The 26082-nt window shown below is 64.0% G+C and carries 28 protein-coding genes; 8 read left to right on the forward strand and 20 right to left on the reverse strand.

The genetic code is table 11. The annotated features are described in order from the left end of the window. Nucleotides 1-23: 23 nt before the first annotated feature. The 8 genes from ybgF to tolQ form a co-directional block, all read right to left on the reverse strand. Nucleotides 24-1061 carry a tol-pal system protein YbgF gene (gene ybgF / locus NLM31_RS35400; protein ID WP_254195244.1) on the reverse strand — a complete coding sequence of 346 codons (1038 nt, stop codon included), beginning with the start codon at nt 1059-1061 and terminating at the stop codon, nt 24-26. Nucleotides 1062-1245: 184 nt separating this feature from the next. Beyond that, entirely contained in the window at nt 1246-1734 is a 489-nt protein-coding gene (gene pal, locus NLM31_RS35405) for a peptidoglycan-associated lipoprotein Pal (protein ID WP_254133887.1), read from the reverse strand. Nucleotides 1735-1991: 257 nt separating this feature from the next. After that, complete coding sequence (locus NLM31_RS35410; RefSeq protein WP_254133888.1) at nt 1992-2720, reverse strand: hypothetical protein; 729 nt, start codon at nt 2718-2720, stop codon at nt 1992-1994. Nucleotides 2721-2887: 167 nt separating this feature from the next. Further along, a complete protein-coding gene (locus NLM31_RS35415; protein WP_254133889.1) occupies nt 2888-5224 on the reverse strand; it encodes a bifunctional diguanylate cyclase/phosphodiesterase in 2337 nt (778 codons plus the stop codon). Nucleotides 5225-5472: 248 nt separating this feature from the next. Then, the gene (gene tolB, locus NLM31_RS35420) at nt 5473-6840 is read right to left on the reverse strand and encodes a Tol-Pal system beta propeller repeat protein TolB (protein ID WP_375143608.1); all 1368 of its coding nucleotides are present in this window, start codon (nt 6838-6840) and stop codon (nt 5473-5475) included. Nucleotides 6841-6863: 23 nt separating this feature from the next. Next, on the reverse strand, nt 6864-7823 hold the full coding sequence (locus tag NLM31_RS35425; protein ID WP_254133890.1) for a cell envelope integrity protein TolA: 960 nt from the start codon (nt 7821-7823) through the stop codon (nt 6864-6866). A 4-nt stretch (nt 7824-7827) separates the two neighbouring features. After that, on the reverse strand, nt 7828-8280 hold the full coding sequence (gene tolR / locus NLM31_RS35430) for a protein TolR (protein WP_254133891.1): 453 nt from the start codon (nt 8278-8280) through the stop codon (nt 7828-7830). A gap of 43 nt (nt 8281-8323) precedes the next feature. After that, complete coding sequence (gene tolQ, locus NLM31_RS35435; protein ID WP_254133892.1) at nt 8324-9040, reverse strand: protein TolQ; 717 nt, start codon at nt 9038-9040, stop codon at nt 8324-8326. Between the two features lie 700 nt (nt 9041-9740). Here tolQ and ggt point away from each other — a divergent pair. Beyond that, complete coding sequence (gene ggt / locus NLM31_RS35440; protein WP_254135523.1) at nt 9741-11447, forward strand: gamma-glutamyltransferase; 1707 nt, start codon at nt 9741-9743, stop codon at nt 11445-11447. Nucleotides 11448-11588: 141 nt separating this feature from the next. Here the strand turns inward: ggt and NLM31_RS35445 are convergent, their stop codons facing one another. Further along, the gene (locus NLM31_RS35445; protein ID WP_254133893.1) at nt 11589-12299 is read right to left on the reverse strand and encodes an SDR family NAD(P)-dependent oxidoreductase; all 711 of its coding nucleotides are present in this window, start codon (nt 12297-12299) and stop codon (nt 11589-11591) included. Nucleotides 12300-12338: 39 nt separating this feature from the next. Then, nucleotides 12339-13106 (reverse strand): serine acetyltransferase, encoded by a 768-nt coding sequence (locus NLM31_RS35450; protein WP_254133894.1) that lies wholly within the window; start codon nt 13104-13106, stop codon nt 12339-12341. Between the two features lie 293 nt (nt 13107-13399). Between NLM31_RS35450 and NLM31_RS35455 the strand changes: the two genes are divergently transcribed. Continuing rightward, entirely contained in the window at nt 13400-14563 is a 1164-nt protein-coding gene (locus NLM31_RS35455; RefSeq protein WP_254133895.1) for an acyl-CoA desaturase, read from the forward strand. A gap of 17 nt (nt 14564-14580) precedes the next feature. Here the strand turns inward: NLM31_RS35455 and NLM31_RS35460 are convergent, their stop codons facing one another. The 5 genes from NLM31_RS35460 to NLM31_RS35480 all read right to left on the reverse strand — a co-directional run bounded on the left by NLM31_RS35460 (nt 14581) and on the right by NLM31_RS35480 (nt 17290). Continuing rightward, on the reverse strand, nt 14581-14751 hold the full coding sequence (locus tag NLM31_RS35460) for a hypothetical protein (RefSeq protein ID WP_254133896.1): 171 nt from the start codon (nt 14749-14751) through the stop codon (nt 14581-14583). A 285-nt stretch (nt 14752-15036) separates the two neighbouring features. Then, entirely contained in the window at nt 15037-15531 is a 495-nt protein-coding gene (locus NLM31_RS35465; protein ID WP_254133897.1) for a DUF2852 domain-containing protein, read from the reverse strand. A gap of 119 nt (nt 15532-15650) precedes the next feature. Continuing rightward, nucleotides 15651-16391, reverse strand: coding sequence for a TetR/AcrR family transcriptional regulator (locus tag NLM31_RS35470; RefSeq protein ID WP_254133898.1), 741 nt, complete (start codon nt 16389-16391; stop codon nt 15651-15653). Between the two features lie 85 nt (nt 16392-16476). Next, nucleotides 16477-16839: a hypothetical protein gene (locus NLM31_RS35475; protein WP_254133899.1), complete on the reverse strand. Its 363-nt coding sequence runs from the start codon at nt 16837-16839 to the stop codon at nt 16477-16479. Nucleotides 16840-16885: 46 nt separating this feature from the next. Beyond that, nucleotides 16886-17290, reverse strand: a complete 405-nt coding sequence (locus NLM31_RS35480) for a YciI family protein (RefSeq protein WP_254133900.1) — start codon at nt 17288-17290, stop codon at nt 16886-16888. 484 nt (nt 17291-17774) lie between these two features. On the opposite strand from NLM31_RS35480, the gene NLM31_RS35485 reads away from it, so the two are divergent. Continuing rightward, on the forward strand, nt 17775-19439 hold the full coding sequence (locus NLM31_RS35485; RefSeq protein ID WP_254196325.1) for a PAS domain-containing methyl-accepting chemotaxis protein: 1665 nt from the start codon (nt 17775-17777) through the stop codon (nt 19437-19439). Nucleotides 19440-19591: 152 nt separating this feature from the next. On the opposite strand, the gene NLM31_RS35490 is transcribed toward NLM31_RS35485, so the two are convergent. After that, the gene (locus tag NLM31_RS35490) at nt 19592-19969 is read right to left on the reverse strand and encodes a cupin domain-containing protein (RefSeq protein WP_254195245.1); all 378 of its coding nucleotides are present in this window, start codon (nt 19967-19969) and stop codon (nt 19592-19594) included. Between the two features lie 90 nt (nt 19970-20059). Here NLM31_RS35490 and NLM31_RS35495 point away from each other — a divergent pair, with 90 nt between their 5' ends. The 5 genes from NLM31_RS35495 to NLM31_RS35515 all read left to right on the forward strand — a co-directional run bounded on the left by NLM31_RS35495 (nt 20060) and on the right by NLM31_RS35515 (nt 23039). Then, nucleotides 20060-20848: an SDR family NAD(P)-dependent oxidoreductase gene (locus NLM31_RS35495; protein WP_254195246.1), complete on the forward strand. Its 789-nt coding sequence runs from the start codon at nt 20060-20062 to the stop codon at nt 20846-20848. Nucleotides 20849-20973: 125 nt separating this feature from the next. Continuing rightward, nucleotides 20974-21402, forward strand: a complete 429-nt coding sequence (locus NLM31_RS35500; RefSeq protein WP_254195247.1) for a hypothetical protein — start codon at nt 20974-20976, stop codon at nt 21400-21402. Nucleotides 21403-21483: 81 nt separating this feature from the next. Continuing rightward, complete coding sequence (locus tag NLM31_RS35505; protein WP_254195248.1) at nt 21484-22032, forward strand: hypothetical protein; 549 nt, start codon at nt 21484-21486, stop codon at nt 22030-22032. 105 nt (nt 22033-22137) lie between these two features. Next, entirely contained in the window at nt 22138-22320 is a 183-nt protein-coding gene (locus NLM31_RS35510; RefSeq protein ID WP_254133906.1) for a hypothetical protein, read from the forward strand. 371 nt (nt 22321-22691) lie between these two features. Next, nucleotides 22692-23039: a hypothetical protein gene (locus NLM31_RS35515; RefSeq protein ID WP_254195249.1), complete on the forward strand. Its 348-nt coding sequence runs from the start codon at nt 22692-22694 to the stop codon at nt 23037-23039. A gap of 70 nt (nt 23040-23109) precedes the next feature. On the opposite strand, the gene NLM31_RS35520 is transcribed toward NLM31_RS35515, so the two are convergent. The 4 genes from NLM31_RS35520 to NLM31_RS35535 all read right to left on the reverse strand — a co-directional run bounded on the left by NLM31_RS35520 (nt 23110) and on the right by NLM31_RS35535 (nt 25943). Further along, nucleotides 23110-23523 carry a VOC family protein gene (locus NLM31_RS35520; RefSeq protein ID WP_254133908.1) on the reverse strand — a complete coding sequence of 138 codons (414 nt, stop codon included), beginning with the start codon at nt 23521-23523 and terminating at the stop codon, nt 23110-23112. 37 nt (nt 23524-23560) lie between these two features. Next, the gene (locus tag NLM31_RS35525; RefSeq protein ID WP_254195250.1) at nt 23561-24097 is read right to left on the reverse strand and encodes an SRPBCC family protein; all 537 of its coding nucleotides are present in this window, start codon (nt 24095-24097) and stop codon (nt 23561-23563) included. Nucleotides 24098-24276: 179 nt separating this feature from the next. After that, a complete protein-coding gene (locus NLM31_RS35530; protein WP_254195251.1) occupies nt 24277-25578 on the reverse strand; it encodes an RNA polymerase sigma factor in 1302 nt (433 codons plus the stop codon). Beyond that, a complete protein-coding gene (locus tag NLM31_RS35535; RefSeq protein WP_254195252.1) occupies nt 25575-25943 on the reverse strand; it encodes a YciI family protein in 369 nt (122 codons plus the stop codon). Before NLM31_RS35535 ends, NLM31_RS35530 begins: the two co-directional genes overlap by 4 nt. Nucleotides 25944-26082: the final 139 nt, after the last annotated feature.

The following is a 26082-nucleotide window of genomic DNA, read 5'->3' on the forward strand; positions in this document are numbered from 1 at the left end:
TTGTCAGGTTCAAACGCGGCGGATCAGCACTTCACCCGCTTCTGCTCGCGATCCACCGCCGCTTTGACGCCGGCGGAGGCACGCGGATATTTGCGGCCGACCTCGCCGAAGGCGGCGCAGGCGGCTTCCTTCTCCTTCAGCGCGGCGAGCGACTGACCGAGCCGCAGCAACGCATCCGGCGCCTTGGCCGATTTGTCGTATTTGGTGGTGACGGCGAGGAAGGCCTCGGCCGAGTCGCGATATTGCTGGCGCTGGAAATAGCTTTCGCCGAGCCAGTATTGCGCGTCGCCAAGCAGCGGGTCGCTCGGATATTTCGCCGTGAAATTCTTCATGGTCTGCTCGGCGAGCGCATAGTCCTTGCGCTGCATGTAGCCGATGCCGAGGTCGAACTCGTCGCGCGGCGTCGCCGAGGGCGGCAGCGTCGCGAGAGCCGGACCACCGGCCTGCGGCGGATAACCCTGCTGCGCCGGCGGATAGCCCTGCTGCGCCGGTGCCGCGGCCTGCGGATAGCGGCCGCCGGTGTTGTTGAGGTCGAGCGGTTCGCCGGCAGCACGGCCGCCAGGCGCGCCGCCCTGAGCCGGCATCGGCTGCTGGCCGCCGCCGAGCGCGCGCGGCGCGCCGGGCGCATTCGGGCTCTGGCTCGGGTCGAACGCATCACCGCGGCGGCGCGTGCCGGGCGCGCCGGGGCCCGGCTGCTCCTGAACGATCGGCGCGGGAGCAGCGATCTGCGGCTGCTCGTAACCCGGCTGCGCAGCCTGTTGCTGCTGCGGAGGCTGCTGGCGATAGGGCGGCGCAACCTGGGCCGGCGGCACGGCCGCGGCGTTTGGCTGTGCCGGCTGTCCGGGCGCGCCACCCTCGAGCGCCCGCAGCCGATCCTCGAGCTGACGGTTGCGATATTGCAGCTCCTCGTTCTGGCCGGTGAGCTGGCGCAGCTGGTTTTCCAGCCGTTCGATCCGCATCTCGGGATCGCCGTCGTCCGACTGGGCGAAGGCGGGCGCGCACAAAGAGAGCAGCGCGGCGAACGCCACGGTGCCGGTAATTGCCTTGAATTTGGATGACATCTTGCCCTGACGACGAAAACGAAATCTGCGACGGAACATGCGACGCGCCACACTTTGAAAGGCAGTACGCCAAAAATGTGACTGGCACCACGGGGTTTCTGTCACAGATCGCTGAAACGAAACCGGCGCCCGAGAGGGCGCCGGCATAATCGGTTTCTGAAGATGAACGGCGGCTGACTGAACGTCAGGAGCTCGCGTTCAGCACGGTCACAGCGCGACGGTTCTGCGACCAGCAGGAGATGTCGTTACACACGGCCACCGGGCGCTCCTTGCCGTAGGAGATGGTGCGCATGCGGTTCGCATCGATGCCGCGCGAGGCGAGGAACGAGCGCACCGACTGGGCGCGGCGGGCGCCGAGTGCGATGTTGTATTCGCGGGTGCCGCGCTCGTCCGCGTGACCTTCGATGGTGAAGGAGTAGCGCGGATAGGTCTGCAGCCACTGCGCCTGCTTCTCCAAGGTCACGATCGCCTGCGGTGTCAGATCGGTCTGGTCGCTCTCGAAGAACACGCGGTCGCCCACGTTCACCACGAAGTCCTGCTGGCTGCCCGGCGTCGCCGCGCTCGCGTTCGCATCCAGGCCCGCGTTCTGCTTCGCGCAGGCGCCCATCGACAATGCGATGGCAACCACCGCGGCCAGCTTCAATCCCTGGAGGATACGCATAGGATTCATCATTCCGGAGCCTCCACGCTCACGTTCGTCCACTGCTGTCCGGTCTACAGGGGGTTGGTTAAGCGAACGTTCCGTCAACCTTGACGGAACCTTGCCTCAGCCGGTCAAATGCCCCCAACCAGCGAAAAGCACCCACTATGGTTAATGGGTTGTAAATGTGGCGCGAGGGTGAAGGCAAGCCGCCTTAGCCGGCAAAAACGCCGAGTCCGCCGGAATTTTGGGCCTTTACGGAGAGTCTTGCGGGAACCGGCGTTAGCCGATCAGGCCACGGTGCTGGCCGGGACGAGCACCGGCCGGGACACGGCCTGGGTCTGGCCGGCACGATCGAACAGCATCCTTCGCTCGAAGGCGCTCGAGCGCATGATGGGAAAGCGGGTCAAGACCCGCTCCCGAAGCTTGGCGAAATCGGAGGCCATCAGGACCACTTTTCGCGAATGCCAGCCCGGGAACGGACGCGGCTCCGTGAGGGTCTCATGCAGGAAGATCCGGCGATAAAACGCCTGGTGATCCGTACGCACCATCGCAAGTCCGAGATCGGCATTGAAATGATCGCAGGCCAGATAGGCTAGCCGCAGCGTCAGGTAAGGGAGCTCGTGAAACCGCTGGCTCTTGTCGGGATCTGCAGCAAAACGCGCGGGATCGACGAAAACCTCGCCTCGGTCCAGGCGCGAGTTGAGCACATCGCCGAACAATTCCGTGGTGTAGGACATCCGCCATTCCGACGTCAGGACGTGCAGGCGAAGCGAGCTGCAGAGTTCTCCGTCGAGATAGATTCCGAAGATCCAGGCGTTGGGGGCATCGTCGTAAGTGTCGACGATCCGCTGAGACGCGTTCGGCGAGATCAGTCCGCCGTGCAGGTAGGCCCGGTAGCGCATCGCGTAGACCGCATCACGGTCCTCGGGGGTTTCGACGAGCCGATAATCGAGCCGGTCGAACAACCCTGCCCCTCGAATTTCGAGCGGCGCGCGCGGCTCGGCTCCTGACTTCATCTGATACTCCCGCCCCGCGGGCAACTTCCGCGAGTGTGGGCAAGATTAATGACTCCTTAACCGAATTGCAAAGGCTTCGAAATGTTAGGGTTAAGGATCAGGCCCCGTAAAACCCCGGGGAAATACAGGGAAACATTGAGGAAATGGGGACGGCTGGGAGCGCGGCGTTAGCCAAACGACCGCGAGGAGATCGAGACGATCTGAGCGTCCGCCATGCGGCGGCCATGCGAGGCATCGAGCAACTGACGGATCCTGACGGCAGGTACCGGCCGGCTGAACAGGTAGCCCTGCCCTTCGGAAACGGTGCCGTCGGCGCTCACCAGCTCGAGCTGCTCGTTGGTCTCGATGCCCTCGACCACGACCGACATGCCGAGGTCGGCCGACAGCCGCGCCACGCCGCGCAACAGCGTCAGCGGGCGGTCGGCGTCGATGCCCTCGAGGAAGGAGCGGTCGATCTTGACCTTCTGCATCGGGAAGTTGTGCAGATAGCTGAGGCTCGAATAGCCGGTGCCGAAATCGTCCAACGAGATGCGCACGCCGAGCGCATGCAGCTGTGACAGGATATCGTGGGTGAGCTGGGTGTTACGCAGCAGCGAGGATTCGGTGATCTCGATCTCGAGGCGGAACGCCGGCAGGCCCGAGACCTCGAGCGCGTAACGGATCTCGCTCAGCACGTCGCGCTGGTGGAATTGCTGCGGCGAGAAGTTGACGGCGACGCTGACGCCCTCCGGCCATTTCATGCATTCCATGCAGGCGCGGCGCAGGATCCAGCGGCCGAGATCGACGATCAGGCCCATGTCCTCGGCGACCGGGATGATGTCGACCGGCGAGACCGTGCCGCGCACCGGATGATTCCAGCGCAGCAGCGCTTCGCAGGTGGTGATCTTGCCGGACTTCAGATTGACCAGCGGCTGGTAGAACAGCTCGAACTCCTCGTTGGCGAGTGCCTTGCGCAGATCGAGCTCGAGGATGCGGCGCGCCTCGACGGTGGCCGCCATCTCGTCGCGGAAGAAGCAGAAGGTGCCGCGGCCGTCGGCCTTGGCGCGGTAAAGCGCCATGTCGGCGTTCTTGAGCAGCGTGTCGGCGCTGGCGCCATCCGGCGAGGTCAGCGCGATGCCGACGCTGGCGCCGATCTCGACCAGGTGATTGTCGATCCGGTAGCGCTCGCTCAGGCGCTCGACGATGCGGCGGGCGAGGCTCGCGGCATCTTCGGCCGCGTTGATATTCTGCTGGAACACGACGAACTCGTCGCCGCCGAAGCGGGCGACGAAATCCTCGGGCCGCAGCATCTCGCGCAGACGGTTGGCCACCGCACAGAGGAGCTGATCGCCGCAGGGATGGCCGAGCGTGTCGTTGACTTGCTTGAACTGGTCGAGGTCGACGAACAGCAGCGCGGAGAGCCGGTCGGAATGGCGCGAGGCCGCCAGCAGGGATTCGATCTCGTTGCGGAAATGGACGCGGTTGGGGAGCGCCGTCAATTCGTCGTAACGGGCAAGATGGGTGATCTTGGCCTCGGCATTGCGCCGCTCGGTCACATCCTCGAGCAGCAGCACTGCGCCGCCGTCGGCCATCGGCTGCACCGTCCAGGACAATGACCGGTTTCTCTCCGCGTCGGGATCGACGGTCACGATCTCGTTCGCATGCGAGTTCTCGATCTCGGTGACGATCATCTCGCCGCTCGCGGCCGAGATGGAGCCGGAGCTGACGCACGCGGCCATGATGTCACGCGCGGTGATGCCGCTCCGAACGAGATCCTCGGGCAGCTCCAGCATCGCGCTGAACCGGTGGTTCATCACGGCGAGCTGCCTGTCGACGCGGAACATGCACAGGCCGTGCGGCATGTTGTTCAGGGCGGTGTCGAACTGGCCGGCGAGCGCCGCTTCGCGCTCCCGCGCCACAACGGCACGCATGAATATTCTGTGCAGATTGGCCGAGAGCTGCATGATCGCCAGCAGGAATGCGGCGCTCACGACTGACATGGCGATGTAGTAGGGCGTGCCCCACGACGCCAGCGCGATCACGGCCGGACCGAACATGAGGCCGGCCTGCAGATGGTATATCGATGGCCGTCCGTAAGCCCGTCCTGCGCCTCCCCCGACGATCCCGGTGGTGATGGAGAGGGCGATCATGTGGACGACGGCGTCGTCAGTGCTCACCAGAGCGAGCCCGCACCATGTTCCGATGGCAGCGGCCTGGATCAGCGCGCCCATCAGATAGCGCCTCTGCCAGACCACGGCTTCTTCGGCTGTCAGGCTGGCTTTGCGGGGCAGGAAGCGCCGCAGATCGAACAGGCGGAGAGCTCCGGCCAGGATGATCAGGGCCACCGTCGCCCAGGTCAGAGTTTGTCCGGTCCTCAGCGCCGTGATGGCGGCCCCGATGGCGACGAAGACGATACCCGCAAACAGCGGACCGGGCGCTTCGAACAGGGAATCATTCAGCGCCGCCGACACCGGGGGCGCCGCCTGTCCTTGATCGGATTTTCCGGTCTGGCTTGCGAACTGCATTTTCGTTTGTACGCGCGTCCTGTTTGGCGCGTACTTTTACCCACACCTGATGAAGCCTTTCTGAGGGAACATCGTTAAAGTCGAGTTGTTTTTCGGCAATAGCGAAACTGTTTCCGCTGAAATATCAAGCAACTAGGCAAGCCTTGCCGGGCGCAAGGTGAAGGAAAGCTTGCCGCGCGCGCGAAAAGCGGAAAAATCAGCGCTTTTTTTCGAAAAAAACATCGCGCGTCGTCAGACGCGCGATCGACCTATTGGCCCGCGGTCGCAGACAGCAGCGGCGACCAAGCCGGATCGGAGGCGAAGCCCGGCGTCGGCACTTTCAGCTCGTTGCGGCCGGAGATGTCGACCGAGAACAGCGACGGCCCACCGCTGCCGCCGGGATCACGGAAGAACATGATCACGCGGCCGTTCGGCGAGAAGGTCGGGCCTTCATTGTGATAGCCGGAGGTGAGGAGCCGCTCGCCGGAGCCGTCCGGCTTCATGACGCCGATCGAGAACTGCCCACCGCCCTGCCTGGTGAAGGCGATGTAATCGCCGCGCGGCGACCACACCGGCGTCGAATAGGTGGCGTTGTTGTCGTCCTTCGAGAAAGAGATGCGCTGCGCCTGTCCGCCGCCCGCCGCCATCACATAGATCTGCGACCTGCCGCCGCGATCGGACTCGAAGCAGATGCGGGTGCCGTCCGGCGAGTAGGACGGCGACGTGTCGATCGCCGGCGTGTCGGTGAGGCGCGTGGTCGAGCGCGAGCGCAGATCCATCACGAACAGATTGGAATTGCCGCCCTGCTGCAGGCTCATGATGACGCGCTGGCCGTCCGGCGAGAAGCGCGGCGCAAAGGTCATGCCGGGGAAGTTGCCGACGATCTCGCGCTGGCCGGTCTCGATGTTGAAGAGATAGACCTTCGGATCGCCCTGCCCGAACTCCATATAGGTGATCTCTTGCGAGTTCGGCGAGAAGCGCGGCGTCAGCACGAGATCGGCGCCGCGGGTGAGGTAGCGCACATTGGCGCCGTCCTGGTCCATCATCGCCAGCCGCTTGACGCGGCGCTCCTTCGGCCCGGACTCGTCGACGAACACGACGCGGCTGTCGAAATAGCCCTTTTCGCCGGTCATCTGCTCGTAGATCTGGTCGGAGATGATGTGGGCGATGCGGCGCCAATATTCCGGCGAGGTGAAATATTGCTGGCCGGCGAGCTGCTGGCCGGTGACCACGTCCCACAGGCGGAATTCGGCCTTGAGGCGGCCGTCCGGCTGCCGCGTCATGCGACCGGTGACGAGGGCCTGCGCGTTGAGGGTCTTCCAGTTCTGGAATTGCGGCGCGACGTCGATGTTGCTGATGCGCTCGATGAAGGCGGCCTGATCGATCGGGGCGAACAGGCCCGAGCGCTTCAGATTGTTGGTGATGACCTGCGTCACACCGTTGCTGACATCGCCGTCGGCGGGCGAGCCCGGTACGAAACCAGTGATCGCGATCGGGATCGGCCGAAACTCGGTGGGATCGATGCGAAGCCGCGGCGGCTGACCTTGCGCGAAGGCCTGTCCGCCCCCGAGCAACGCGAGCGTCGACCCGGTCAGGGTCATGAAGCGGCGGCGGTTCATCGATCGAACGTCATTCATCGCAAAATTCTTTTGTTCGGATGTCACAACATGTCTTTCAGGCCGAAAGTCATCGGAATGAGCTTCCAGCTGTCGTATTGCTGCTTCGGCAGGAACGAATAAACCTGGCACTGCACGATGGCGCGCTTGGCGCTCTCCGCCACCGCCTGGGCGATCGACCGCGACGGTCCTCGCACCGCGACGATGACCGGCTCCGACGCCAGCGATCCGTCGACCTTCATGGGAATGTCGATGTCGGCTTCGTACAGGTTGGCGTCCTGCCCGTTATAGGTGGGCGTGAAGCAGCGCTTGACCGCGCCCTGGAACGCACCTTGCCAAGTCGCGACGTTGCTGACGGCAGTTCCGGTCGTCGAGCCCAGCGATGCTGACGCATTCAGCGCCGATCCCGTTTGCTCGTGCCGGGTCGCGGCGCGCTTGTCGAGGTCGCGGGCGATCTGCGCGGGGTCGAAGGTGCGCTCCTTGGGCTTCGGCTGCTGCTGCGGCTGCACAGCCGCAACCTTCTGCTCCACGGGCTTCGGCGGCGGCTTCTTGGTGTCGAGCTTCTTCTGCAGCTCCGCGATCGGATCTTCCTTGGCCGGATCAGGCTTCTTCTCCTGCGGCTTCGGCTCTTCCTTCGGCTTGGTCTCGGCGACCGGCTTCGGCGGATCGGGCTTCTTCTCGACCGGCTTTTCGACAGGCTTCGGCGGCGGATCGGGGGTCGAGTTGGTCTTGATCAGCTCTTTCTTCTCGGTGACCTTGCCGACGGCATCTTCCTCGGGCTTGGCCTCGGCGATCTTCTCGACCTTGGGCTTCGGCTCTTCCTTCTTGCCGGTCTTCTGGCCCGACATCATCTGCGCGAGCTGATCGCTGGAAATGATGTCGACCGGAAGCGACTCCTCCGGCGCGATGAAGGCCTTGCTGCTAAAGGTGAGCAGCCCCCATCCAATCACGAGGACGTGGAGCACGATCGACGCAACGAGTGTCTTGTCGACGTTCACCTTCACCGGCCTAGGACCCCTGATCCGCTTCCGTGACGAGCGCCAGCTTCTTGAAGCCCGCACCCGACAGCAGGCCCATGACCTTTGCCACCGTGCCGTAATCCGCCTTCTTGTCGGCGCGCAGATAGATGCGTTCCTCGAGCCCGCCGCGCGCGTCCGTGATCGCCTTCAGCTTCGGGATCAGCTCGTTGATCTGGATCTCGGCGTCGGCGATGAACACCTTGCCCTTGATGTCGACCGACATCTGGATCGGCTTCTGGTCGTTCTGATCGAGGCTCTTGGCCTGCGTCGACGGCAGATCGAGCGGAACACCCACCGTGAGCAGCGGCGCCGACACCATGAAGATGATGAGCAGCACCAGCATCACGTCGACCATCGGCGTGACGTTGATCTCGGCCATGACCGGCTTGCGCCGGCTGCGGCGCCCGCCGCCTCCGGACGAACTGGCTACGTTCATGCCCATGGCTTGGTGCCCAATCTCGCCTTCACACTATACATGCCGTCCGTCAGCCCCGCTCGTCGATCTGACGGGACAGAATGGCTGAAAATTCATCAGCGAAGCCCTCGAGCCGCTGGGCCTGCCGGTTCACCTCGGAAGTGAACTTATTGTAGAAAATAGTGGCAGGAATGGCGGCGATAAGGCCGACCGCGGTCGCAAACAGCGCCTCCGCGATGCCGGGCGCCACCACCGCCAGGGAGGTATTCTTCGACGCCGCGATCGACTGGAAGCTCGACATGATGCCCCAGACCGTGCCGAACAGGCCGACGAAGGGGCCGGCGGAGCCGACGGTCGCAAGCACCAGGAGCCGGCGTTCCAGCCGTTCCACCTCGCGGGCGATCGAGACGTTCATGACCTTGTCGATGCGCATCTGCAGGCCCGCGACCGAGCGGGCGTGGCTTTCGAAAGAGCGCTTCCATTCGCGCATCGCCGCGACGAAACAGGCCGCCATGGAATGGGTCGGCTTGGCCGAGAGCGTGCGATAGAGCTCCTCGATCGACTCGCCGGACCAGAACGCCTGCTCGAACCGGTCCATCGAGCGGCGGGTGCGGGCATAGAGGAAGATCTTGTCGATCGCGATGGCCCAGACCCAGACCGAGCAGGACAAGAGGCCCAGCATGACGCATTTCACGATCCAGTGAGCCTGCCAGAACAGCGCGATCAGCGACACGTCGGCGGACGCCACAACCGGAAGGGTGGACTGAGCCACGTCGGCCGGATTCATCAGAAATATCCTCTCAAGACGATCGCTTTTGGGCGATCGTTGTCTATGTCGCGGCTAGCAAAATGGCTGCCGGTTCCCCAACCGCCGCGCTAGAACCGGCGCGGCCGGCAAGCCCGCTCAAAGCCTTGTCTTTCTGGGGTGCAGGGGCTCGTCCAAAGCCGCCGCCTGCATTCCCTGCCAAGATGTCAAAACTAAGGGCCTCGACGACAGCTCCGGGCGCGATTGTCCATAATTACCAGAGCCCGCCGATGGTTAATGCCGGGTTACCAGGGACGAATTTGGCCGCGGGAAAGCGAGACGGCGCCGAGGGATGGGGGGCGGAAGGGCAAGCGCGAGGCAGGATGTCGCGTGGCCGCACCGAGTGAGTGAGCAAACTCCCGGACCCACAGGAGGTCGGTTCCCTCCCCCCTTGCGGGGGAGGGTTAGGGAGAGGGGTGCCACACGGGGATTCGCCTCGTGGCGAAGAAATCCGGACGCTCTGACAAACACCATTTGCTGAGCCACCCCTCTCCCCCGCCCTCCCCCGCAAGGGGGGAGGGAGCGCAGTTGGACTGGTGGCCGGCACCCTTGGACCTCGACGGCCGATTTGCCCGACGAACGCCGCCTGATAAATTGGGCCTGCATCACCAACAAGGGCCGGAGACAGCCGGCCTTGCCTTGGGAGCAAGCCGTGCAACATGCGGGAACAAGCCTGCGGTGGATGACCGCCGCCATCGTATCCGTCAGCCTCGTCACCTTCGGCCCCGCGCGCGCGGCATCGGTCGCACCGATCGCCGCGGAAAACGGCATGGTCGTCTCTGCCCAACATCTGGCGACCCAAGTGGGCGTCGACGTGCTCAAGCGCGGCGGCAATGCCGTCGATGCCGCCGTGGCCGTCGGCTATGCCCTCGCCGTCGTCTATCCGGCCGCCGGCAATCTCGGTGGCGGCGGCTTCATGACGATCCAGCTCGCCGACGGCCGCAAGACCTTCCTCGATTTCCGCGAGACCGCCCCCAAGGGCGCGACTGCGAACATGTACCTCGACAAGGACGGCAACGTCATCAAGGGCATCTCGACCAAGGGACACCTCGCGGTGGGTGTGCCGGGATCCGTCTCGGGCATGGAATATGCGCGCGAAAAATACGGCACCATGAAGCGCGCCGACCTGCTCGCTCCCGCGATCCAGCTCGCCGAACAAGGCTTTGCGCTGGACCAGGGCGACATCGACCTGCTGCTCACCACCACCGCGGACTTTCAGGACGATCCAGCCTCCGCCGCCATCTTCCTCAACAACGGTCAGCCGTACCGGGTCGGCGAGAAGCTGGTGCAGTCGGAGCTCGCCAAGACGCTGCGCGAGATCAGCGGCAAAGGCACCGACGGCTTCTATAAAGGCTGGGTCGGCAGCGCCATCGTGGCCTCGAGCCAGGCCGGCAAGGGCCTGATCACGCAGGACGACCTCGACAATTACAAGACGCGCGAGCTCGCGCCGGTCGAATGCGACTATCGCGGCTATCACGTGGTGTCGGCGCCGCCGCCGAGTTCGGGCGGCGTCATCATCTGCGAGATCCTGAATATCCTGGAAGGCTATCAGCTGAAGGAGCTCGGCTATCACTCGGCAGCGGCCGTGCATGTGCAGATCGAAGCCATGCGGCACGCTTACGTGGACCGCAACAGCTACCTCGGCGATCCGGATTTTGTGAAGAATCCGCTCGATCGCCTGCTCGACAAGGCTTACGCGGCCAAGATCCGTGCGGTGATCGATCCGAACAAGGCCGGAATCTCCAAGGACATCAAGCCAGGCGTCGCGCCGCACGAGGGCAGTAACACCACGCACTATTCCATCGCCGACAAGGACGGCAACGCGGTCTCGGTCACGTACACGCTGAACGACTGGTTCGGCGCCAAGGTGACCGCTGCGAAGACCGGCGTGCTGCTCAACGATGAGATGGACGACTTCACCGCGAAAGTCGGGGTGCCGAACCTTTACGGCCTGGTGCAGGGCGAGGCCAATTCCATCGCTCCCGGCAAGCGGCCGCTGTCGTCGATGAGCCCAACCATCGTCACCAAGGACGGCAAGACCGTCATGGTGGTGGGCACGCCCGGCGGCAGCCGCATCATCACGGCTGTCCTGCAGACCATGATCAACGCGATCGACTACGACATGAATGCGCAGGAAGCCGTCGACATGCCGCGCATCCACCAGCAATGGCTGCCCGATCTGACCAATGTCGAGAATTACGCGCTGTCACCCGACACGCGCAAAATTCTGGAGGGCATGGGTCACAATTTCGGGCCGCCGCAACCGGCCAACCACCTGGCGGTCATCATCGTCGGCGCGCCGTCACTGGGCGGCCAGCAGGTCGGCAACAACCGCTACTACGGCGCCAACGATCCGCGGCGCAACTCGGGACTTGCCGCCGGGTATTGATCGCTCATGACTGTCATACCCCGCGAAGGCGGGGTATCCAGTACGCCGTGGCCCTTCCGCATCTCAATGTCGTCTCTGGAATACTGGATTGCCCGCCTTCGCGGGCAATGACAGCGGGAGGCCATGATCGGCCCCCTGCTCTCACCACTTCTCCTTCGAGGTCCGCACGTCGAGCTCGAACGACCAGGCGCGCTCGGGCTGGCGGTAGAGGAATGCGAAGGCATCGACGATGCCCTCGATGCTGATCAGGCTGTCCTCGCGGCCGGCAGCGTCGGGGAAGCGCGAGAAAATCTTGTCGCCGGCGATCGCGCCGTCGACCACGACATGGCCGACATGGATGCCGTCTCCCGCATATTCCTTGGCCATGGCCTGCGCCAGCGTGCGTATGCCGGCCTTGGCCGAGTTGAACGCGCCGTAGCCGGAGCGTCCGCGCAGCGAGGCGCTGGCGCCGGTGAAGAGCAGCGTTCCTGTCTTCTTCGGCACCATGCGGCGCACCGCTTCGCGGCCGAACAGGAAGCCGCCGAAGCAGACCACGCGCCAGGCATTCTCGAAATAATCGGCGTCCATCTCGATGATCTTTCCCGGCGTGTTGTTGCCGGCGTTGTAGATCGCGAGGTCGAGGTCTTGGCCGGCGGCATCGAACAGGGCTGTGATGTCGCTCTCCTTGGTCGCGTCGGCGATGACAGGCGTAGCGACGCCGCCGGCCTTCGCGATGTCATCCACGACCGCCTGCAACGCCGACTGCGTCCGGCCCGCGACGATCACCCTGAGCCCCTCGGCTGCAAAACGCTTGCAGAGCTGGGCTCCAAGGCCGCGCTCCGGTCCGACGCCGATCACGATTGCCGTCTTCATTGCACGCTCCAACATTTGAAAAGCTGATGATGGGATCAATCACGCCACCGAGGCAGGCTCGGGGCAGTTGGTGAGCCGCGCGGGATTGCCGACCGCGGTACAGCCGCCGGGCACATCCGATGTCACGACCGTGCCGGCGCCGATTTTTGCGAAATCACCGACGCTGATGTCGCCGAGAATGGTCGCGCCGGCGCCGATATAGACACCGCGCCCGATCCGGGGCGAGCGCGTCGGCAATTCACTGCCGCGGCCGATGCTGGCGTTCTGCAGGATCGTGACCTCGTCGCCGATCACGACATTGGCGCCGATGACGATGCCGGTGGCGTGGTCGAGATAGACGGACGAGCCGATCTGCGCGGCCGGATGGATGCTGACCTGCAGGACGTTCGACGCCTCGTTCTGAAACAACAGCGCCGCATCGCGATGGTCATGACGCCACAGCCAGTGCGAGACGCGCCAGGCCTGGAGCGCGACATAGCCTTTGAAATGCAGCAGCGGCGCCAACAGGCTGGCGATGGCCGGATCGCTGCGCACGATGGCCTGCAAATCGCGGCCGGCCGCTTCGATCAATTCGGGGGAGCCGCGAAAGGCTTTCAGGGAAAATGCCGTGAAGCGTTCGCGCTCGCCGGCACGGCCGCCAAGCCGGCGCCCGATCAGATCGGCGAGCGCCGCCGCGAGATCATCATGGGGCAGAATGGCGTCGGCCACGGCCCTGCCGAAGACGGGATCGGCGGCAGCAGTGCGCTGCGCCTCGTCGCGAATGGTCTGCCAGAGGTCGTCGCTCGCCATGACCGCAGCTGGTGCCATCGTCGCCTCCGGTATTTTAATGCTTCCCTATATAGGTGGTGGGCAAAGCGGCGCCAGCGGCGCGGCCGACCCGAGCATCATGCCGCAGCTCCCCGTGAGGCTACGAGCTTGCATGCCAGATGCCCGCGACCATATAGTCCGGCGGATTTCCGGCCGACGCTGTGTTGGCCGGGACTCTCAAAAGCATCTCAAGCCCGCGCGGTGGTCCGCCATCCGCGGGTTTTTCGTACCCGATGATCTTCGGTCCGGCCGAAGCAAATCCCAGATAATGTTACCCGAGGTCACGCCAAGACATGTCGCCCAACGCGCCCACCGACGACCAGCACGACGACATCATGTACCCCTCCGCCGTGCCGTTCGTGCTGGTGCATCTCGGCTGCTTCGCAGCCATCTGGTCGGGCGTCACCTGGCAGGCCGTCGCGATCTGCGCTTCGCTGTACGTCGTGCGCATGTTCGGGGTCACCGCGGGCTACCACCGCTATTTCTCGCATCGGGCTTATGCGACCAGCCGGGTGTTTCAGTTCATGCTGGCCTTCATTGCGCAAAGCAGCGCGCAGAAGAGCGTGTTGTGGTGGGCGGCCAAGCACCGGCACCATCATCTGCATTCCGACACCGAACACGACACGCACTCGCCGCGGCATCGCGGCTTCCTGTACAGCCATCTCGGCTGGATCTTCTACCGGGAGCACGACACGACCGACCTCGTGAAGGTTGGTGATCTCGCGGTCTATCCGGAGCTGATGTGGCTGCATCGGCTCGAGCTGCTGCCCGCCTTCGTGCTTGCAGCACTCTGCTTCGCGTTCGCAGGCTGGTCGGGCCTGGTCGTCGGTTTCCTCTGGAGCACGGTGCTGGTCTATCACGCGACCTTCTGCATCAATTCCCTCGCCCACGTGCATGGACGCAAGCGCTACGTGACGGGCGACGATTCCCGTAACAACTGGCTGCTGGCGCTGCTCACCATGGGCGAAGGCTGGCACAACAATCACCACGCCTACCAGAGCAGCGTGCGACAGGGCTTTCGCTGGTGGGAAATCGACATGACTTATTACGTGCTGAAGGTGCTGTCGTGGTGCGGAATCGTCTGGAACATGAAGGCGCCGCCCGAGCAGGTGCTGCGCAACGAGCAGCCGCTCGGCGCGCGGGTCATCAATCGCGCAGCCCGCGAGCTCGCCGGGCGGTTCGACGCGCACGCCCTCGCGCACGCGATCTCGTCGGCGCTGCACCGGGCCGATCCGACCCATTTGCAACTGCCGACGCTGCACGACATCCTCAATCGCGCGCATGACGGCGTCGATGCGCTGACGCATCTGCATCTGCCGAAGATTCCGACCCGCGACGAGTTTCTCGCGGAAGCAAGGGCAATGTTCGCGCGAACGCGATCACTCAACGAGATCGTCGACCACGCCTACGAGCACTTCCTGACGTCGGTTCGTGCGCAGGTCGTGACCGTGCGCTGAAGCTCGCGGATCGGGTTCTATGGCGCCGGACGGTCCTGCGGATGGTTGTAGACGACACCACAGAGCTGACGGCCGCAGCTGCGGACATGGCAGTCGGGATCGCCAGCGCAGCTGCCATAGACGAAGCCGATATAGCCCAGCACCGCGATGGCGGTCGCGCCGAGCAGCAGGCGGGTGGTGAGGTCCATGACGTCATCCAACAGAAAATCGGCACGCGAACGGCGCACACGTCTTAGTGTCAGTACGTCCGATGTTGGTTCTCCAACTGGTTCGGCGCGTCATGGCCGGGCTTGTCCCGGCCATCCACGCCTTACTCCGACGCACCAAGAACGTGGATGCCCGGGACAAGCCCGGGCATGACGATTCTTTGAAGCCCTCCCCCAAAACCAAACCGCCCGCCTGCGGGGTGCGCAGGCGGGCGGCTCGGGGCCATCAGGACTTTGGGGGCATGCGCCTGAAGGCTTTGAGAGGGATCAACCCTGCTGCTGGTCGGTCGGCGGCGGGGTCGGACGCGTCTTGTGCTGGGCCATGAACTGGTCGAACTCTTCCTTGTCCTTGGCGTGACGCAGACGGTCGAGGAAGTTCTTGAACTCGACCTGCTCTTCCTCGAGCCGGCGCAGCGTTTCAGTGCGGTACTCGTCGAAGGCGCGATTGCCGGAGGACGGCGGGCCGAAGCCAAAGCCGCCGAAGCCTCGGCGCTCCATGCGGTCGCGCATGCGGTCCATCTTGTATTGCATCCGCTCCATCTTGTTCTGCCAGCGATCAGAGTTGCTCCAGCACGACATTCTTCTGCTCCCGAGTGTGAAAAAGAGAAGGGCTAAACCGATCGGCCACCAGATGATGAAGCCGAGAATGGTCACGGCAATCCAGCCAGGATGCCAGGGCGTATCGAGCATGTGGGGCCGCTCGTACTGCTGCTGTTGGTCCGAGGGGCCGCGCCAGCGATTGACATCAGCGGTGTAGGCCATTTCCCTTCTCCATCACGGCATCTGCCGTTGTGAATGTAAATAACATTTACATAGCTAGACCATCCCGCGATTTTGTCAAGCTGACCGCCAAACACGGTCTCGTAATTATTTGCGCAACTTTATTTCGGCTTGCCCCAGGGGCCGCCGGGAGGGACGCCGGAACCGGAGGGAGCCTCCGGCGGCACCGGCGGCGGCTCGGCGCTTGTCGCCTGCGGCCTGCGGTCGGTCGGGAAGCCGAGGCCGCGCAGATAGATCAGCACCTCGGCCTCGAGCAGCTCGTCCGGCGACATCGGCAGCTTTCGTCGCGCGGCGTCCCCGCGCGAGAACAGCGAGGCGACGCCATGCGCCATCGACCAGATGTGCAGGGCCATCATCATCGCCGGCGGACGCGGCGTGCCGGGCGGCGCCAGCGCCGCAAGACGCTCCGCGGCGGCGCGAATGACGTTGAAAGCACGCTCGCTTGCGGCCTGCAGCGCCGCATTGGCATCGACCGGCAGGCCGGATTCGAACATCGCGTTGTAGAAAGCGGGCTCCTCGCGGGCGAAGGCGAGATAGGCCCGGCCGACACGTTCGAACGCGGTGACGGTGTCGGGGCGCCCATCGTCCCAGGCTGCCGTGAGACGCGCTTCAAACTGCTCAAAACCACGCTGGGCGATCGAGGACAGCAACTCGTCACGGTCGCGAAAATGCCGGTAAGGCGCCGCCGCGCTGACGCCGGCCATGCGCGCGGCATCGGCAAAGGTGAACCCGGCCGCGCCCTTCTCGGCGATCAGCCCGAGGGCGGCCTGCAGAAGTGCTTCCTTCAGATTGCCGTGGTGATAGCCGCGCTCGGCGCGGCGCTGCTCCTTGCGCCAGCTCATGTGAACAACTTTTACATGAGCCGCGCGTGAAGGTCACTAGCAGGGGCGGGTTTTGGTGAACCCGTATTTCCCGCAAAGGCGCAGCCTAGCCACCCGGGATCGGCAGCACCGGCATGATCTCGACCCGCTCGCCGGGGAAGATGGCGAAATGCGGGTGGTTCTCGAACATCTTGGCCGCGGCCTCGTGCGAGGCGGCGCGGACCACGGTGAAGGCGCCCATCTCGTTGGCGATGTCGGCGACGCCCTTGGCATCGACCTTCTTGGTCTTGCCGAGCGGGCCGCCCATGGCCTGGATCGCGCCTTGGTGCTTCTCGACCCAGCCCTTCCAGGCTGCCATGCCCTCCATCTCCTTGGCCTTGCGCTCGGCGTCGGACATCGCATTCCACGCAGCAAATTTCGGGCTGTCCTTGCTGCCGAGGAAAACGGCGAGATAGGTGTCGGTGCTCATCGGTTCGCTCCCTTGTTGATCGTTTGATGCCGCGATGTCGCGGCCGCTAGGTCTTCAGATCGTCAAAGCCGGCGGCCGCGGCCTGCACGTCAGGCGGAAAGTCAGACATTTCCTGCACCTGGCGGATCTCGATGATCTCATTGGCGGAAGCCGGGCACTTCTTCGCCCAGGCGATCGCCTCCTCGCGCGAGCCGACCTCGATCATCCAATAGCCGCCCAGCACTTCCTTGGCTTCCGCGAACGGGCCGTCGGTCACGACAGGCAGGCCGGTGGCAAACGAGACGCGGGCGCCCATCGACGGCGGATGCAGGCCGTCCAGCGTGATCAGCACGCCGGCATCCTTCAGCGCCTCGTTGTAGCGCATCATCGCAGCGACGCGTTCGGGATCGAGTTGCACGTCCGCCGGCGCGGTCTCGTAGCCGAGCGGGATCATCAGCATCATGAATCGCATACGGTCCTCACTGGCCCTGTCATTCCACTTGGCGCGCCGCGACATGCGCTGCGAAGCGCACCACGGAATGGCCGGAAGATCAGCGGACCACATGGCCCGCACTCCCTTGTAAGACGAACGGCGTTCTACAAGGCCGACAGAGCCGTGAAAATTATTCCGGAGGTCATTGCGACTCACGTAGCGGCGTGCAGGCGCCAAACCGCGACCAGGCGGATGGGCACGCGACAGCTCGTCGCAGCAGAATATTTTTCGGAACGCGACCGTACAACTACGGACGCACGCACGCACTCGTATGAACCCCGCCGTGCTTATGAAGCCAGAACGCACGTGAACTGAATGACATCGGAATCACACGTGAAATTACGGAAGGCCCGCAGCTCTGTGCAGTTGTTTACAGTTGCTCAATCCGCTCATGCAACTTTTCAGATCAAGTGTGGCGGCACCGTGATTCATGAACCGTCCCCAAATCATTGCGGAGCATCAATTGTTCAATTTTCAGAGCAAGAAAGTCAGGCACGCAGTCGCCGAGGTCGAGGCGCTCGACCGGTCACAGGCGGTGATCGAGTTCGGTCTCGACGGCACCATTCTCGATGCCAATGAAAATCTGCTGAAGATGAGCGGTTATTCGCTCGCGGAGATCAAGGGCAAGCATCACAGCATCTTCGTGAGCCCGGCCGAGCGCGAGAGTGCCCGCTACCGCGATTTCTGGGCCAGCCTGAACCGCGGCGAGTTCCAGACCACGCAATACAGGCGCTACGGCAAGGACGGCAGGGAAGTCTGGGTTCACGCCTCCTACGCGCCGCTGCTCGACGAGAGCGGAAAAGTCATCAGCTTCATCAAGTTCGCGACCGACATCACGGCGTACAAGATGAGGAGCATGGAGGAAGCGGGCAAGCTCGCTGCGATCAGCCGTGCCCAGGCCGTGATCGAGTTCAACATGGACGGGACCATCGTCACCGCCAACGACAACTTCCTCAATGCGGTGGGCTACTCGCTCGACGAGATCCAGGGCAAGCATCACAGCATGTTCGTGACGCCGGAGGATCGCGCCGGCTCCGCCTATGCCGATTTCTGGGCGCGACTGAACCGCGGCCAGTTCGAAGCCGCCGAATACAAGCGGCTCGGCAAAGGCGGCAAGGAAATCTGGATTCTCGCGACCTACAACCCGATCCTCGACGAGATGGGCCGGCCGTTCAAGGTGGTGAAGTTCGCAACCGACGTCACCGCGCAGAGGATGAAGGCCGCCGACAATGACGGCCAGCTCGCCGCGATCCAGAAGTCGCAGGCGGTGATCGAGTTCAACATGGACGGCACCATCCGTACCGCCAACCAGAATTTCCTGAGCGCGATGGGCTATTCGCTGGCCGAGATCAAGGGCCAGCACCACTCCATGTTCGTCGAGCCGAACGAAAAGAATTCGGCCGCCTACCGCCAGTTCTGGGAGACGCTCAATCGCGGCGAATACCAGGCCGCCGAGTACAAGCGGCTCGCCAAGGGCGGCCGCGAGATCTGGATCCAGGCGTCGTACAATCCGATCTTCGACCTCAACGGCAAGCCCTACAAGGTGGTGAAATACGCCACGGACATCACCGCGCAGGCGATCGGCCGAAAGAAGGCCGACAACGCGCGCGGGCTGATCGAAGCGGTCGCGGCCGGCAGCGAGCAGATGAGCGCCTCGATCCGCGAGATCTCCGCGACCATGGCGAAGTCGCGCGAGAACTCCAAGGTTGCGACCACGAGGGTCGACGCCGCCGACGGCCAGGCGCAGCGGCTGAACGCGGCTGCGCAGGCCATGAGCGGCATCGTCGAGATGATCGCCGGCATCACCAGCCAGATCAATCTGCTCGCACTCAACGCCACGATCGAATCGGCGCGTGCGGGTGAAGCCGGCCGGGGCTTCGCCGTGGTCGCCTCCGAGGTGAAGAACCTCGCCAACCAGGCCAAGCAGGCGACCGACACGATCACCTCCGAAATCGACGCGCTGAATACCATCTCCGGCGACGTCGCGAGCTCACTGACAGCTATCAAGATCGCTATCGCCGGCGTCAACGAGTTCATCGCCTCGACCGCCGCCGCGGTCGAGGAGCAGAGCGCCGTGACCGCGGACATGTCGGCGAACATGCAGCGCGCGTCGGCGGAACTGTCGTAGAGCAAACGCCCTCCCCATCATCCTGAAGCGCTCGCCGTGCAAAGCACGGTGAGCCTCGAAAGGATGAATGCGGCCGGGCCGTCGCTCTTCCAGGCTTCCGCTTCGCTCCGGCACCTCAGGGGTGACGGACCACGATTGAGGTTGCCGCCCCTCTACCGCTCCCACCGCCGCGTCGGCTCGCTTGCCGCTTCCGGCAACGCCTCGAACACCGGGGCGGCCAGCACGGCATGGATGTGGAGCGTCGACGTGCCCGAATTGCGAAAGCCGTGCTGACGGCCGGCGGGGACCAGCAGCGACTGGCCGGCCGTGACCGCGATCCGTTCACCCTCGATCCACATCTCGGCCTCGCCCTCGCGCACGGTCAGCACCTCCTCGACCGGATGGCTATGCGTCGGCGCCCCCGTGCCGGGATCGACCCATTGCTCGAAGATGCAGAGCGCGGTTGCGCCGTTGCGCGCGGATGTCACCATGCGCGTCTTCACACCCGGCCGCCATTCCTCGAGCGGGTTCGCGCTGGGAACGATGAGCATGGTCAGGGCCTTTCTCGTCGGGGTCAAAGCGAAGTAAAAGACCAATCCCAGGGGATGCCCTCCCCTTTCGAACACAGGACAGAATAGCAAATGCCGCAGGCCCCGCAAAAAGTCGCCCTCGTCACCGGAGCCGCACGCGGCATCGGGCTTGCGACTGCGAAGAAATTCCTGGCCGAGGGCTGGCGCGTGGTGCTGCTCGACATCGAGGGAGAGTTGCTCGGCGGGGCGGTCACCGAGATCGGACGCGGCGAGACGACGCTGGCGATCACCTGCGACGTATCCGATACGGCAGCCGTGGGCGCTGCGATGGCGGTGATCATGGACCGCTTCGGCCGCCTCGATGCGCTGGTCAACAATGCCGGCGTTGCCGTGTTTGCCCCCGTGCTCGAGACCAGCGATGCCGACTGGAACCGGATCATGGCGGTCAACCTCAACGGCCCGTTCCTCTGCACGAAGGCGGCCGCACCGCTGATGCGCGAGCAAGGCGGCGGCGCCATCGTCAACATCACCTCGATCTCGGCCGTGCGCGCCTCGACGCTGCGCTCGGCCTACGGCACCAGCAAGGCTGGACTTGCGCATCTCACCAAGCAGCTCGCGGTCGAGCTGGCCTCGCTCAACATCCGCGTCAATGCGGTGGCGCCAGGGCCGGTCGACACCGCGATGGCGAAGCAGGTGCACTCCAAGGAGATCCGCGCCGATTATCACGACGCCATCCCGCTCAACCGCTACGGCCTGGAGGAGGAACTCGCAGAAGCGATCTTCTTCCTGTGCTCGGAGCGCGCGAGCTACATCACGGGCCAAATTTTGGCCGTCGATGGCGGCTTCGATGCGGCCGGCATCGGCCTGCCGACGCTGCGCGGCGAACGGCGGAACGGGTAGGCACAAATCCCGTAGGGTGGGCAAAGCGCAGCGTGCCCACAATCTGAACAATTCGAGGTGACAATGGTGGGCACGGCGCTTGCGCACCTTTGCGCACCCTCCGAGATTGAGTTTGTGGAGACGCCATGCGACGCCTCGCCCTGTTCGCGATTTCGACAGCTTTGCTCGCTTCCGTTCCCGCCAAAGCCGAGATCCGCATCATCCAGAGCCCCGGCGGACAGGTCGGGCCATTCCTCGATCTGTTCGAGAAGGTGCGCGAGAGCGGCGACCGCGTGGTGATCGACGGTCCCTGCCTGTCCGCCTGCACGCTGGTTCTCAGTATCGTGCCGGGCGAGCGCATCTGCGTCACCAAACGTGCCGTGCTTGGTTTCCACGCGGCGCGTTCGGTCGACCGGCGCGGACGCTTCTATGCCGAGCCGGAAGCATCCGAAGCCGTGCTTGCGGCCTATCCGGGTCCGGTTCGCGACTGGATCAGCCGTCACGGCGGCCTCACCTCGCGCCTGCTGTTGCTGAAGGGACGCGACCTCGCCGCGATCTATCCGCGTTGTCGATGACGTCGCGACGACGGGCGACGGTCTGACCGCGATGAATCCCCTGCTGTCCGACGATTAGGCATCGGCCGGTGATTCCGGCCTTTGGAACGCGAAATCCGCTCAACTACGTCGCAATGCGTGCACAATTTACGCGATTTCCCGCTTTCTCCTGGCGTTTATGATGATGGTGGCCAGACCGGGGCCGTCGCGCATCGCGATGACTGCGCGACCGTCACATCCCGGCAGCGGTCGCGGAATATAATGGTTCCACATTTTCAAGATCAGTCATTTTCAAATGGGACGCATATGGAGTCCATCGATTTTCGCTACCGCCTGTCGGATGAGGGGCGGATCGTCCTCGGCCCGCTGAGTTCGGAAGAAACCCGCGAATTCGAAGAGCTGACGCGGCGTGACCGCGAGGGCCTGATCGACCTGACCTCCGAACTGCGGCTGCTCGAGTTGTATGTGAAGTACATGGGCTCGGACGCCAAGGTTTCGCTCGTGCCATCGGAACCTGCGTCGCACGTGCGCGAGACGCCGCGGCGGCGAAAGCTCCCGCCACGTCACCAGGCGCGGCAACGCAATCTCGTGGTTCCCATGATCGTCGTGATGGGCATGAGCTTCATGCTGATCGCGCTGTTCATCAGCTGATGCACGATGCTGCGTCCACAAGCTTCGCGTGAGCTACGTCACACTAAAGCCAAGGTTGAGCTGACATAGATAAACACGGCGACACCGATGTCCGCAGGGGAATTCATGACAAGCATCAGCACCGACGGACCTGTCGATTCGCAAGCTCAGTCATCACTTCAGCGGAAAGGGAGCGATCAGGCCTTCACCCTGACGTTCCTTGTCACGAGCGCGGTCGCAACGGTCGGCTGGCTCTACGTGCTCGCACAGGGAGCCGTGGCCGTGGCGGGCTGGTTTTTCTCTCAGTAAAAGAGAATCTGCATCACCGGCGCGAGCTTCACGCTGGCGCAGATCAGCATTCCCCAAAGAGCAAAATTGATTTGTAGCGCCGCTGCCATCGATCGCTCCCTTCCAAGTCACGCCCACCCTAATTTGTAGGTATTGTGAACAAACTTAGCGATTCGGACGCGAAGTTCACAGCCTAATCTTGCGCCAGTTGTTGTGCGATGCAATTCGCTTCGTGTCACAAACACGCTCGCGCGCTTTCGCAAAGTGAATCGCGCGCACGAATCTCCTTTCGGCCATGCCGGTGACGTCGTTTTCCCTCAAGTCCCGTGTACGCGTTGCGACGCAAAGTTTTTCACGCGAATTCGCGTGGTGTACCGCACGGAAGGCCCGGGATGGCTCGACACATTCTCGTCTTGCTCAGTTTCTGCGCAGCGCTCGTGGGATGCGCAAGCGCGCCGGCGGCGGAGCGTCGTCCGATCGCATGGGACGGGCTCGGTCAGAATCCCAATCGTCCTGCTGTCACAAAACGCCGCCTTGCCAATCACACGGCACCGGAGAGCGATCCCAATATTGAGCGGCAACGGGTGCTGGGCACGCTGCGTCCCTACTCCGACGCTTGGTGGGCGGTCCAGAGCGAGATCGAGGCCGAGAACGACAGGCAGCTCGGCTCGAAGCTCGTGATCTGCCGGAGCTGCGTGACGCAGCCGCCGGGTGAGGACGTGACCGGATCGATCCGCTGACGAGGGCGCTTCCTCTCTCAAGACATCGAGAGAGGAAGCCGCAGCTCGGGGAGGCAACGGAGCGTCGCGCTCACATTCCTTCGGCGGGGCAGTTCACCATCCAGGGAATGCCGAACTTGTCGACGCACATGCCGAAGCCCTTGGCCCAAAACGTCTTGGCGAAGGGCATGGTGACGGTTCCGCCGTCGGCGAGCGCGTTGAACTTGCGTTCGCCCTCCGCGGGGTCCGCAACGGTGATCGAGACCGCAAAGCCCTGCGGCTTGTGGTAGTGATCAGGCGGCGCATCGGAGGCCATCAGCACGTTCCCGCCGGGCAGCGACATCCGCGCATGCATGATCATCTTCTCTCGTCCGGGGGAAGGTTGCATATCGGCGGGCCCTTCGCTCGCGCGCATCATCATCTCGATCTTGCCGCCGAGCACCTTGGCGTAATGGTTGAACGCCGCTTCGCAGGTGTCCTGATAGAACAGATAGGGATTGAGCATCGCTTCTCTCCTCTTTGCTTCTGGGCGGTGACTGGCGTTACTTCTCGGTGAGCTTCTTCAGGCTGGCGAGGCCGGCCTCGAAGTCCTTGCCGATCATGGTGTCCATGTTGATGAAGACCTGCATCACCTTGGACATGAAGGGAGCCGGACCATACATCGCCCATGTGACCAGTGTGGCATCGCCTTGCGGCACAAAGGTGAACTCGGCGGTGTTGTGACCTTCGAAAGGCCGTTCGAAATCGAGCTTGATGCGGAGTTTCGACGGCGTGCTCGCCTCGAGGATCTCCATATGGCCGGCACCAACATTGTTGTTGCCATCCCAGGCATAGGTCGCGCCCTTCCCTTTCACAGTTCCCCCGTAGGTGCGCTTCATGGCGGGGTCGCGCCCTTCATAGGGCGACCAGCTGGTCCAGAAGTGGAAATCGGAGACGAGCGGATAGATCGCCTCGGCCGGCGCCTTCAGCGCGAGCGAGCGCTCGACACGGAACGTGTCGGGCTTTGTCGATGCGAAGACGAGGACGCCCGCGATCCCTACCGCGAGCACGATGGCGACAATGGCAATGGCTTTCAGCATGAATGACTCCCTGGATACGGGATTAAGACGAAGGGAGACGACGGCGGCCGACAATTGGGAACGAATAATTTGATTGGGTCGTTATGGCCGGGCTTGTCCCGGCCATCCACGTTCTTGGCGAAGAAAGACGTGGGTGCCCAGGTCAAGCCCGGGCATGACGCCGAGGAGAGAGTTGGCCGTCACTTCGCCTTGGCGCCCTGCCTGGCCCCGCCATTGGCTCCCTTCGGCTGGCTGTCCCGGATCAGCCGATCAATGTGCATGCGGATGTGGGCGGCCTCGGCCGAGGTGTTGGCCAGCGCGATGGCGCGGTCGAAGGCGACCCGGGCTTCGTCGTTACGGCCGAGCTGCATCAGGAAGGCGCCGCGCACGCCGTAGAAATGGAAATAATTGGCCAGCTTGGGCGCCAGCGGCTCGATCAGGTCGAGCGCGGCCTGCGGCCCGCGCACCTTGGAGACCGCGACCGCGCGGTTGAGCGTCACCACAGGCGAGGGCTGCACCACCTCGAGCGCGCCGTAAAGCAGGTCGATCTGGGTCCAGTCGGTCTCCTCCGGCGTCGCCGCGCGCGCATGCAATGCGGCGATCGCGGCCTGGATCTGGTAGGGCCCGCTGCGGCGATGGCGCATCGCCTTGTCGATCAGCGCGAGGCCCTCCGCGATCATGGTGCGGTTCCACAGCGAACGGTCCTGGTCGTCCAGGAGAATGAGCGAGCCGTCTTTTGCGAAGCGCGCCGCGCTGCGCGCGTGCTGCAACAGGATCAGCGCCGTCAGCCCCATGATCTCCGGCTCGCTCTGGAACAGGCGCAGCAACAACCGCGCCAGCCGGATCGCCTCCTCGCACAACGGCTTGCGAATCTCGGCGGTGTCGCCGCTCGCCGAATAGCCCTCGTTGAAGATCAGATAGATCATCGCAGCGACACCGGCGAGCCGCTCGGAGCGCTCGATCGCACCGGGCGTTTCGAACGGCGTCCCGGCCTCGGCGACCTTGGCCTTGGCGCGGGTGATGCGTTGCTCCATCGCCGCATCGGAGACCAGGAAAGCGCGCGCGATCTGCTTGACGGTCAGGCCTGACACGATGCGCAGCGCAAGCGCGATCTGCTGCGTCGCCGGCAGTTGCGGATGGCAGCAGATGAACATCAGCCGCAAGATATCGTCGCGGTAGTGCGAGCCGTCGAGCCGCTCGGCGAGCGCGCCTTCGGCATCGTCGAGATCGGAGATCGCCTGGTCGTCCTCCGGCAGCGGCTGCTGCTTGCGGGTGCGGCGCACCTCGTCGATCGCGACGTTGCGGCCGACCATGATCAGCCAGGCCGCGGGATCGCGCGGAGGCCCGTTCTGCGGCCACGTCTTGAGCGCGCGCAGGCAGGCGTTCTGAAACGCCTCCTCGGCCGTATCGAGATCGCGGAAATAGCGGAGTAGCGCACCCACCGCCTGGGGTCGCGCCGAGGTCAGCGCGGTCTCGATCCAGGCGGTATCAGTGTCGCTCACGCCGAAATTCCTCCGGGGCGGAATACGCCGACGGGCCGCACCTCATAGGCGCCGCCGGGGTTGGCAGCGCCCAGGTCGCGCGCGACGTCGAGCGCCTCGTCGAGGTTCTTGCAGTCGACGATGTAGAAGCCGAGCAGCTGCTCCTTGGTCTCGGCATAGGGGCCGTCGAGCACCAGCGGCGGGTCTTCCTTGCGCAAGGTTGCCGCCGCCGTGGTCGGCAGCAGCCGGGCCACCGGCCCGAGCCGGCCCTGCTGTGCGAGCTTCTCCTGCACCACGGCGAGCTTCTTCATCACGGCTTCGTCCTGGTCCTTGCTCCAGGAGCCGACGAAGTCCTCGTCGTGATAGCAAAGGATCGCATAAAGCATGGGCAGCACCTTCCCTGAACGCTTGTTTTAAAGACGATCCACTATGCCCCGCCCCGACAGGGCTGCGGAAAAAAACTGCAAGAAAAATCCGGCGGTTCATGCCAAGGAGGGCCTTCAAAAGCGGAACCCACGAGGCACT

It is taken from the genome of Bradyrhizobium sp. CCGUVB4N (assembly GCF_024199945.1).
Lineage (GTDB): Bacteria > Pseudomonadota > Alphaproteobacteria > Rhizobiales > Xanthobacteraceae > Bradyrhizobium.

What these genes read in the sequence shown, in the direction of transcription:
- NLM31_RS35515 (WP_254195249.1), top strand. Translation starts at nt 22,692, where the DNA reads ATGGCTCGACACATTCTCGTCTTGCTCAGTTTCTGCGCAGCGCTCGTG.
- NLM31_RS35445 (WP_254133893.1), bottom strand. Translation starts at nt 12,299, where the DNA reads ATGAAGACGGCAATCGTGATCGGCGTCGGACCGGAGCGCGGCCTTGGA.
- NLM31_RS35520 (WP_254133908.1), bottom strand. Translation starts at nt 23,523, where the DNA reads ATGCTCAATCCCTATCTGTTCTATCAGGACACCTGCGAAGCGGCGTTC.
- ggt (WP_254135523.1), top strand. Translation starts at nt 9,741, where the DNA reads ATGACCGCCGCCATCGTATCCGTCAGCCTCGTCACCTTCGGCCCCGCG.
- NLM31_RS35525 (WP_254195250.1), bottom strand. Translation starts at nt 24,097, where the DNA reads ATGCTGAAAGCCATTGCCATTGTCGCCATCGTGCTCGCGGTAGGGATC.
- ybgF (WP_254195244.1), bottom strand. Translation starts at nt 1,061, where the DNA reads ATGTCATCCAAATTCAAGGCAATTACCGGCACCGTGGCGTTCGCCGCG.
- NLM31_RS35510 (WP_254133906.1), top strand. Translation starts at nt 22,138, where the DNA reads ATGACAAGCATCAGCACCGACGGACCTGTCGATTCGCAAGCTCAGTCA.
- NLM31_RS35415 (WP_254133889.1), bottom strand. Translation starts at nt 5,224, where the DNA reads ATGCAGTTCGCAAGCCAGACCGGAAAATCCGATCAAGGACAGGCGGCG.
- tolB (WP_375143608.1), bottom strand. Translation starts at nt 6,840, where the DNA reads ATGAATGACGTTCGATCGATGAACCGCCGCCGCTTCATGACCCTGACC.
- NLM31_RS35480 (WP_254133900.1), bottom strand. Translation starts at nt 17,290, where the DNA reads ATGCGATTCATGATGCTGATGATCCCGCTCGGCTACGAGACCGCGCCG.
- pal (WP_254133887.1), bottom strand. Translation starts at nt 1,734, where the DNA reads ATGATGAATCCTATGCGTATCCTCCAGGGATTGAAGCTGGCCGCGGTG.
- NLM31_RS35465 (WP_254133897.1), bottom strand. Translation starts at nt 15,531, where the DNA reads ATGGCCTACACCGCTGATGTCAATCGCTGGCGCGGCCCCTCGGACCAA.
- NLM31_RS35410 (WP_254133888.1), bottom strand. Translation starts at nt 2,720, where the DNA reads ATGAAGTCAGGAGCCGAGCCGCGCGCGCCGCTCGAAATTCGAGGGGCA.
- NLM31_RS35500 (WP_254195247.1), top strand. Translation starts at nt 20,974, where the DNA reads ATGCGACGCCTCGCCCTGTTCGCGATTTCGACAGCTTTGCTCGCTTCC.
- NLM31_RS35470 (WP_254133898.1), bottom strand. Translation starts at nt 16,391, where the DNA reads ATGAGCTGGCGCAAGGAGCAGCGCCGCGCCGAGCGCGGCTATCACCAC.
- tolQ (WP_254133892.1), bottom strand. Translation starts at nt 9,040, where the DNA reads ATGAATCCGGCCGACGTGGCTCAGTCCACCCTTCCGGTTGTGGCGTCC.
- NLM31_RS35475 (WP_254133899.1), bottom strand. Translation starts at nt 16,839, where the DNA reads ATGAGCACCGACACCTATCTCGCCGTTTTCCTCGGCAGCAAGGACAGC.
- tolR (WP_254133891.1), bottom strand. Translation starts at nt 8,280, where the DNA reads ATGGGCATGAACGTAGCCAGTTCGTCCGGAGGCGGCGGGCGCCGCAGC.
- NLM31_RS35460 (WP_254133896.1), bottom strand. Translation starts at nt 14,751, where the DNA reads ATGGACCTCACCACCCGCCTGCTGCTCGGCGCGACCGCCATCGCGGTG.
- NLM31_RS35490 (WP_254195245.1), bottom strand. Translation starts at nt 19,969, where the DNA reads ATGCTCATCGTTCCCAGCGCGAACCCGCTCGAGGAATGGCGGCCGGGT.
- NLM31_RS35450 (WP_254133894.1), bottom strand. Translation starts at nt 13,106, where the DNA reads ATGGCACCAGCTGCGGTCATGGCGAGCGACGACCTCTGGCAGACCATT.
- NLM31_RS35535 (WP_254195252.1), bottom strand. Translation starts at nt 25,943, where the DNA reads ATGCTTTATGCGATCCTTTGCTATCACGACGAGGACTTCGTCGGCTCC.
- NLM31_RS35495 (WP_254195246.1), top strand. Translation starts at nt 20,060, where the DNA reads ATGCCGCAGGCCCCGCAAAAAGTCGCCCTCGTCACCGGAGCCGCACGC.
- NLM31_RS35455 (WP_254133895.1), top strand. Translation starts at nt 13,400, where the DNA reads ATGTCGCCCAACGCGCCCACCGACGACCAGCACGACGACATCATGTAC.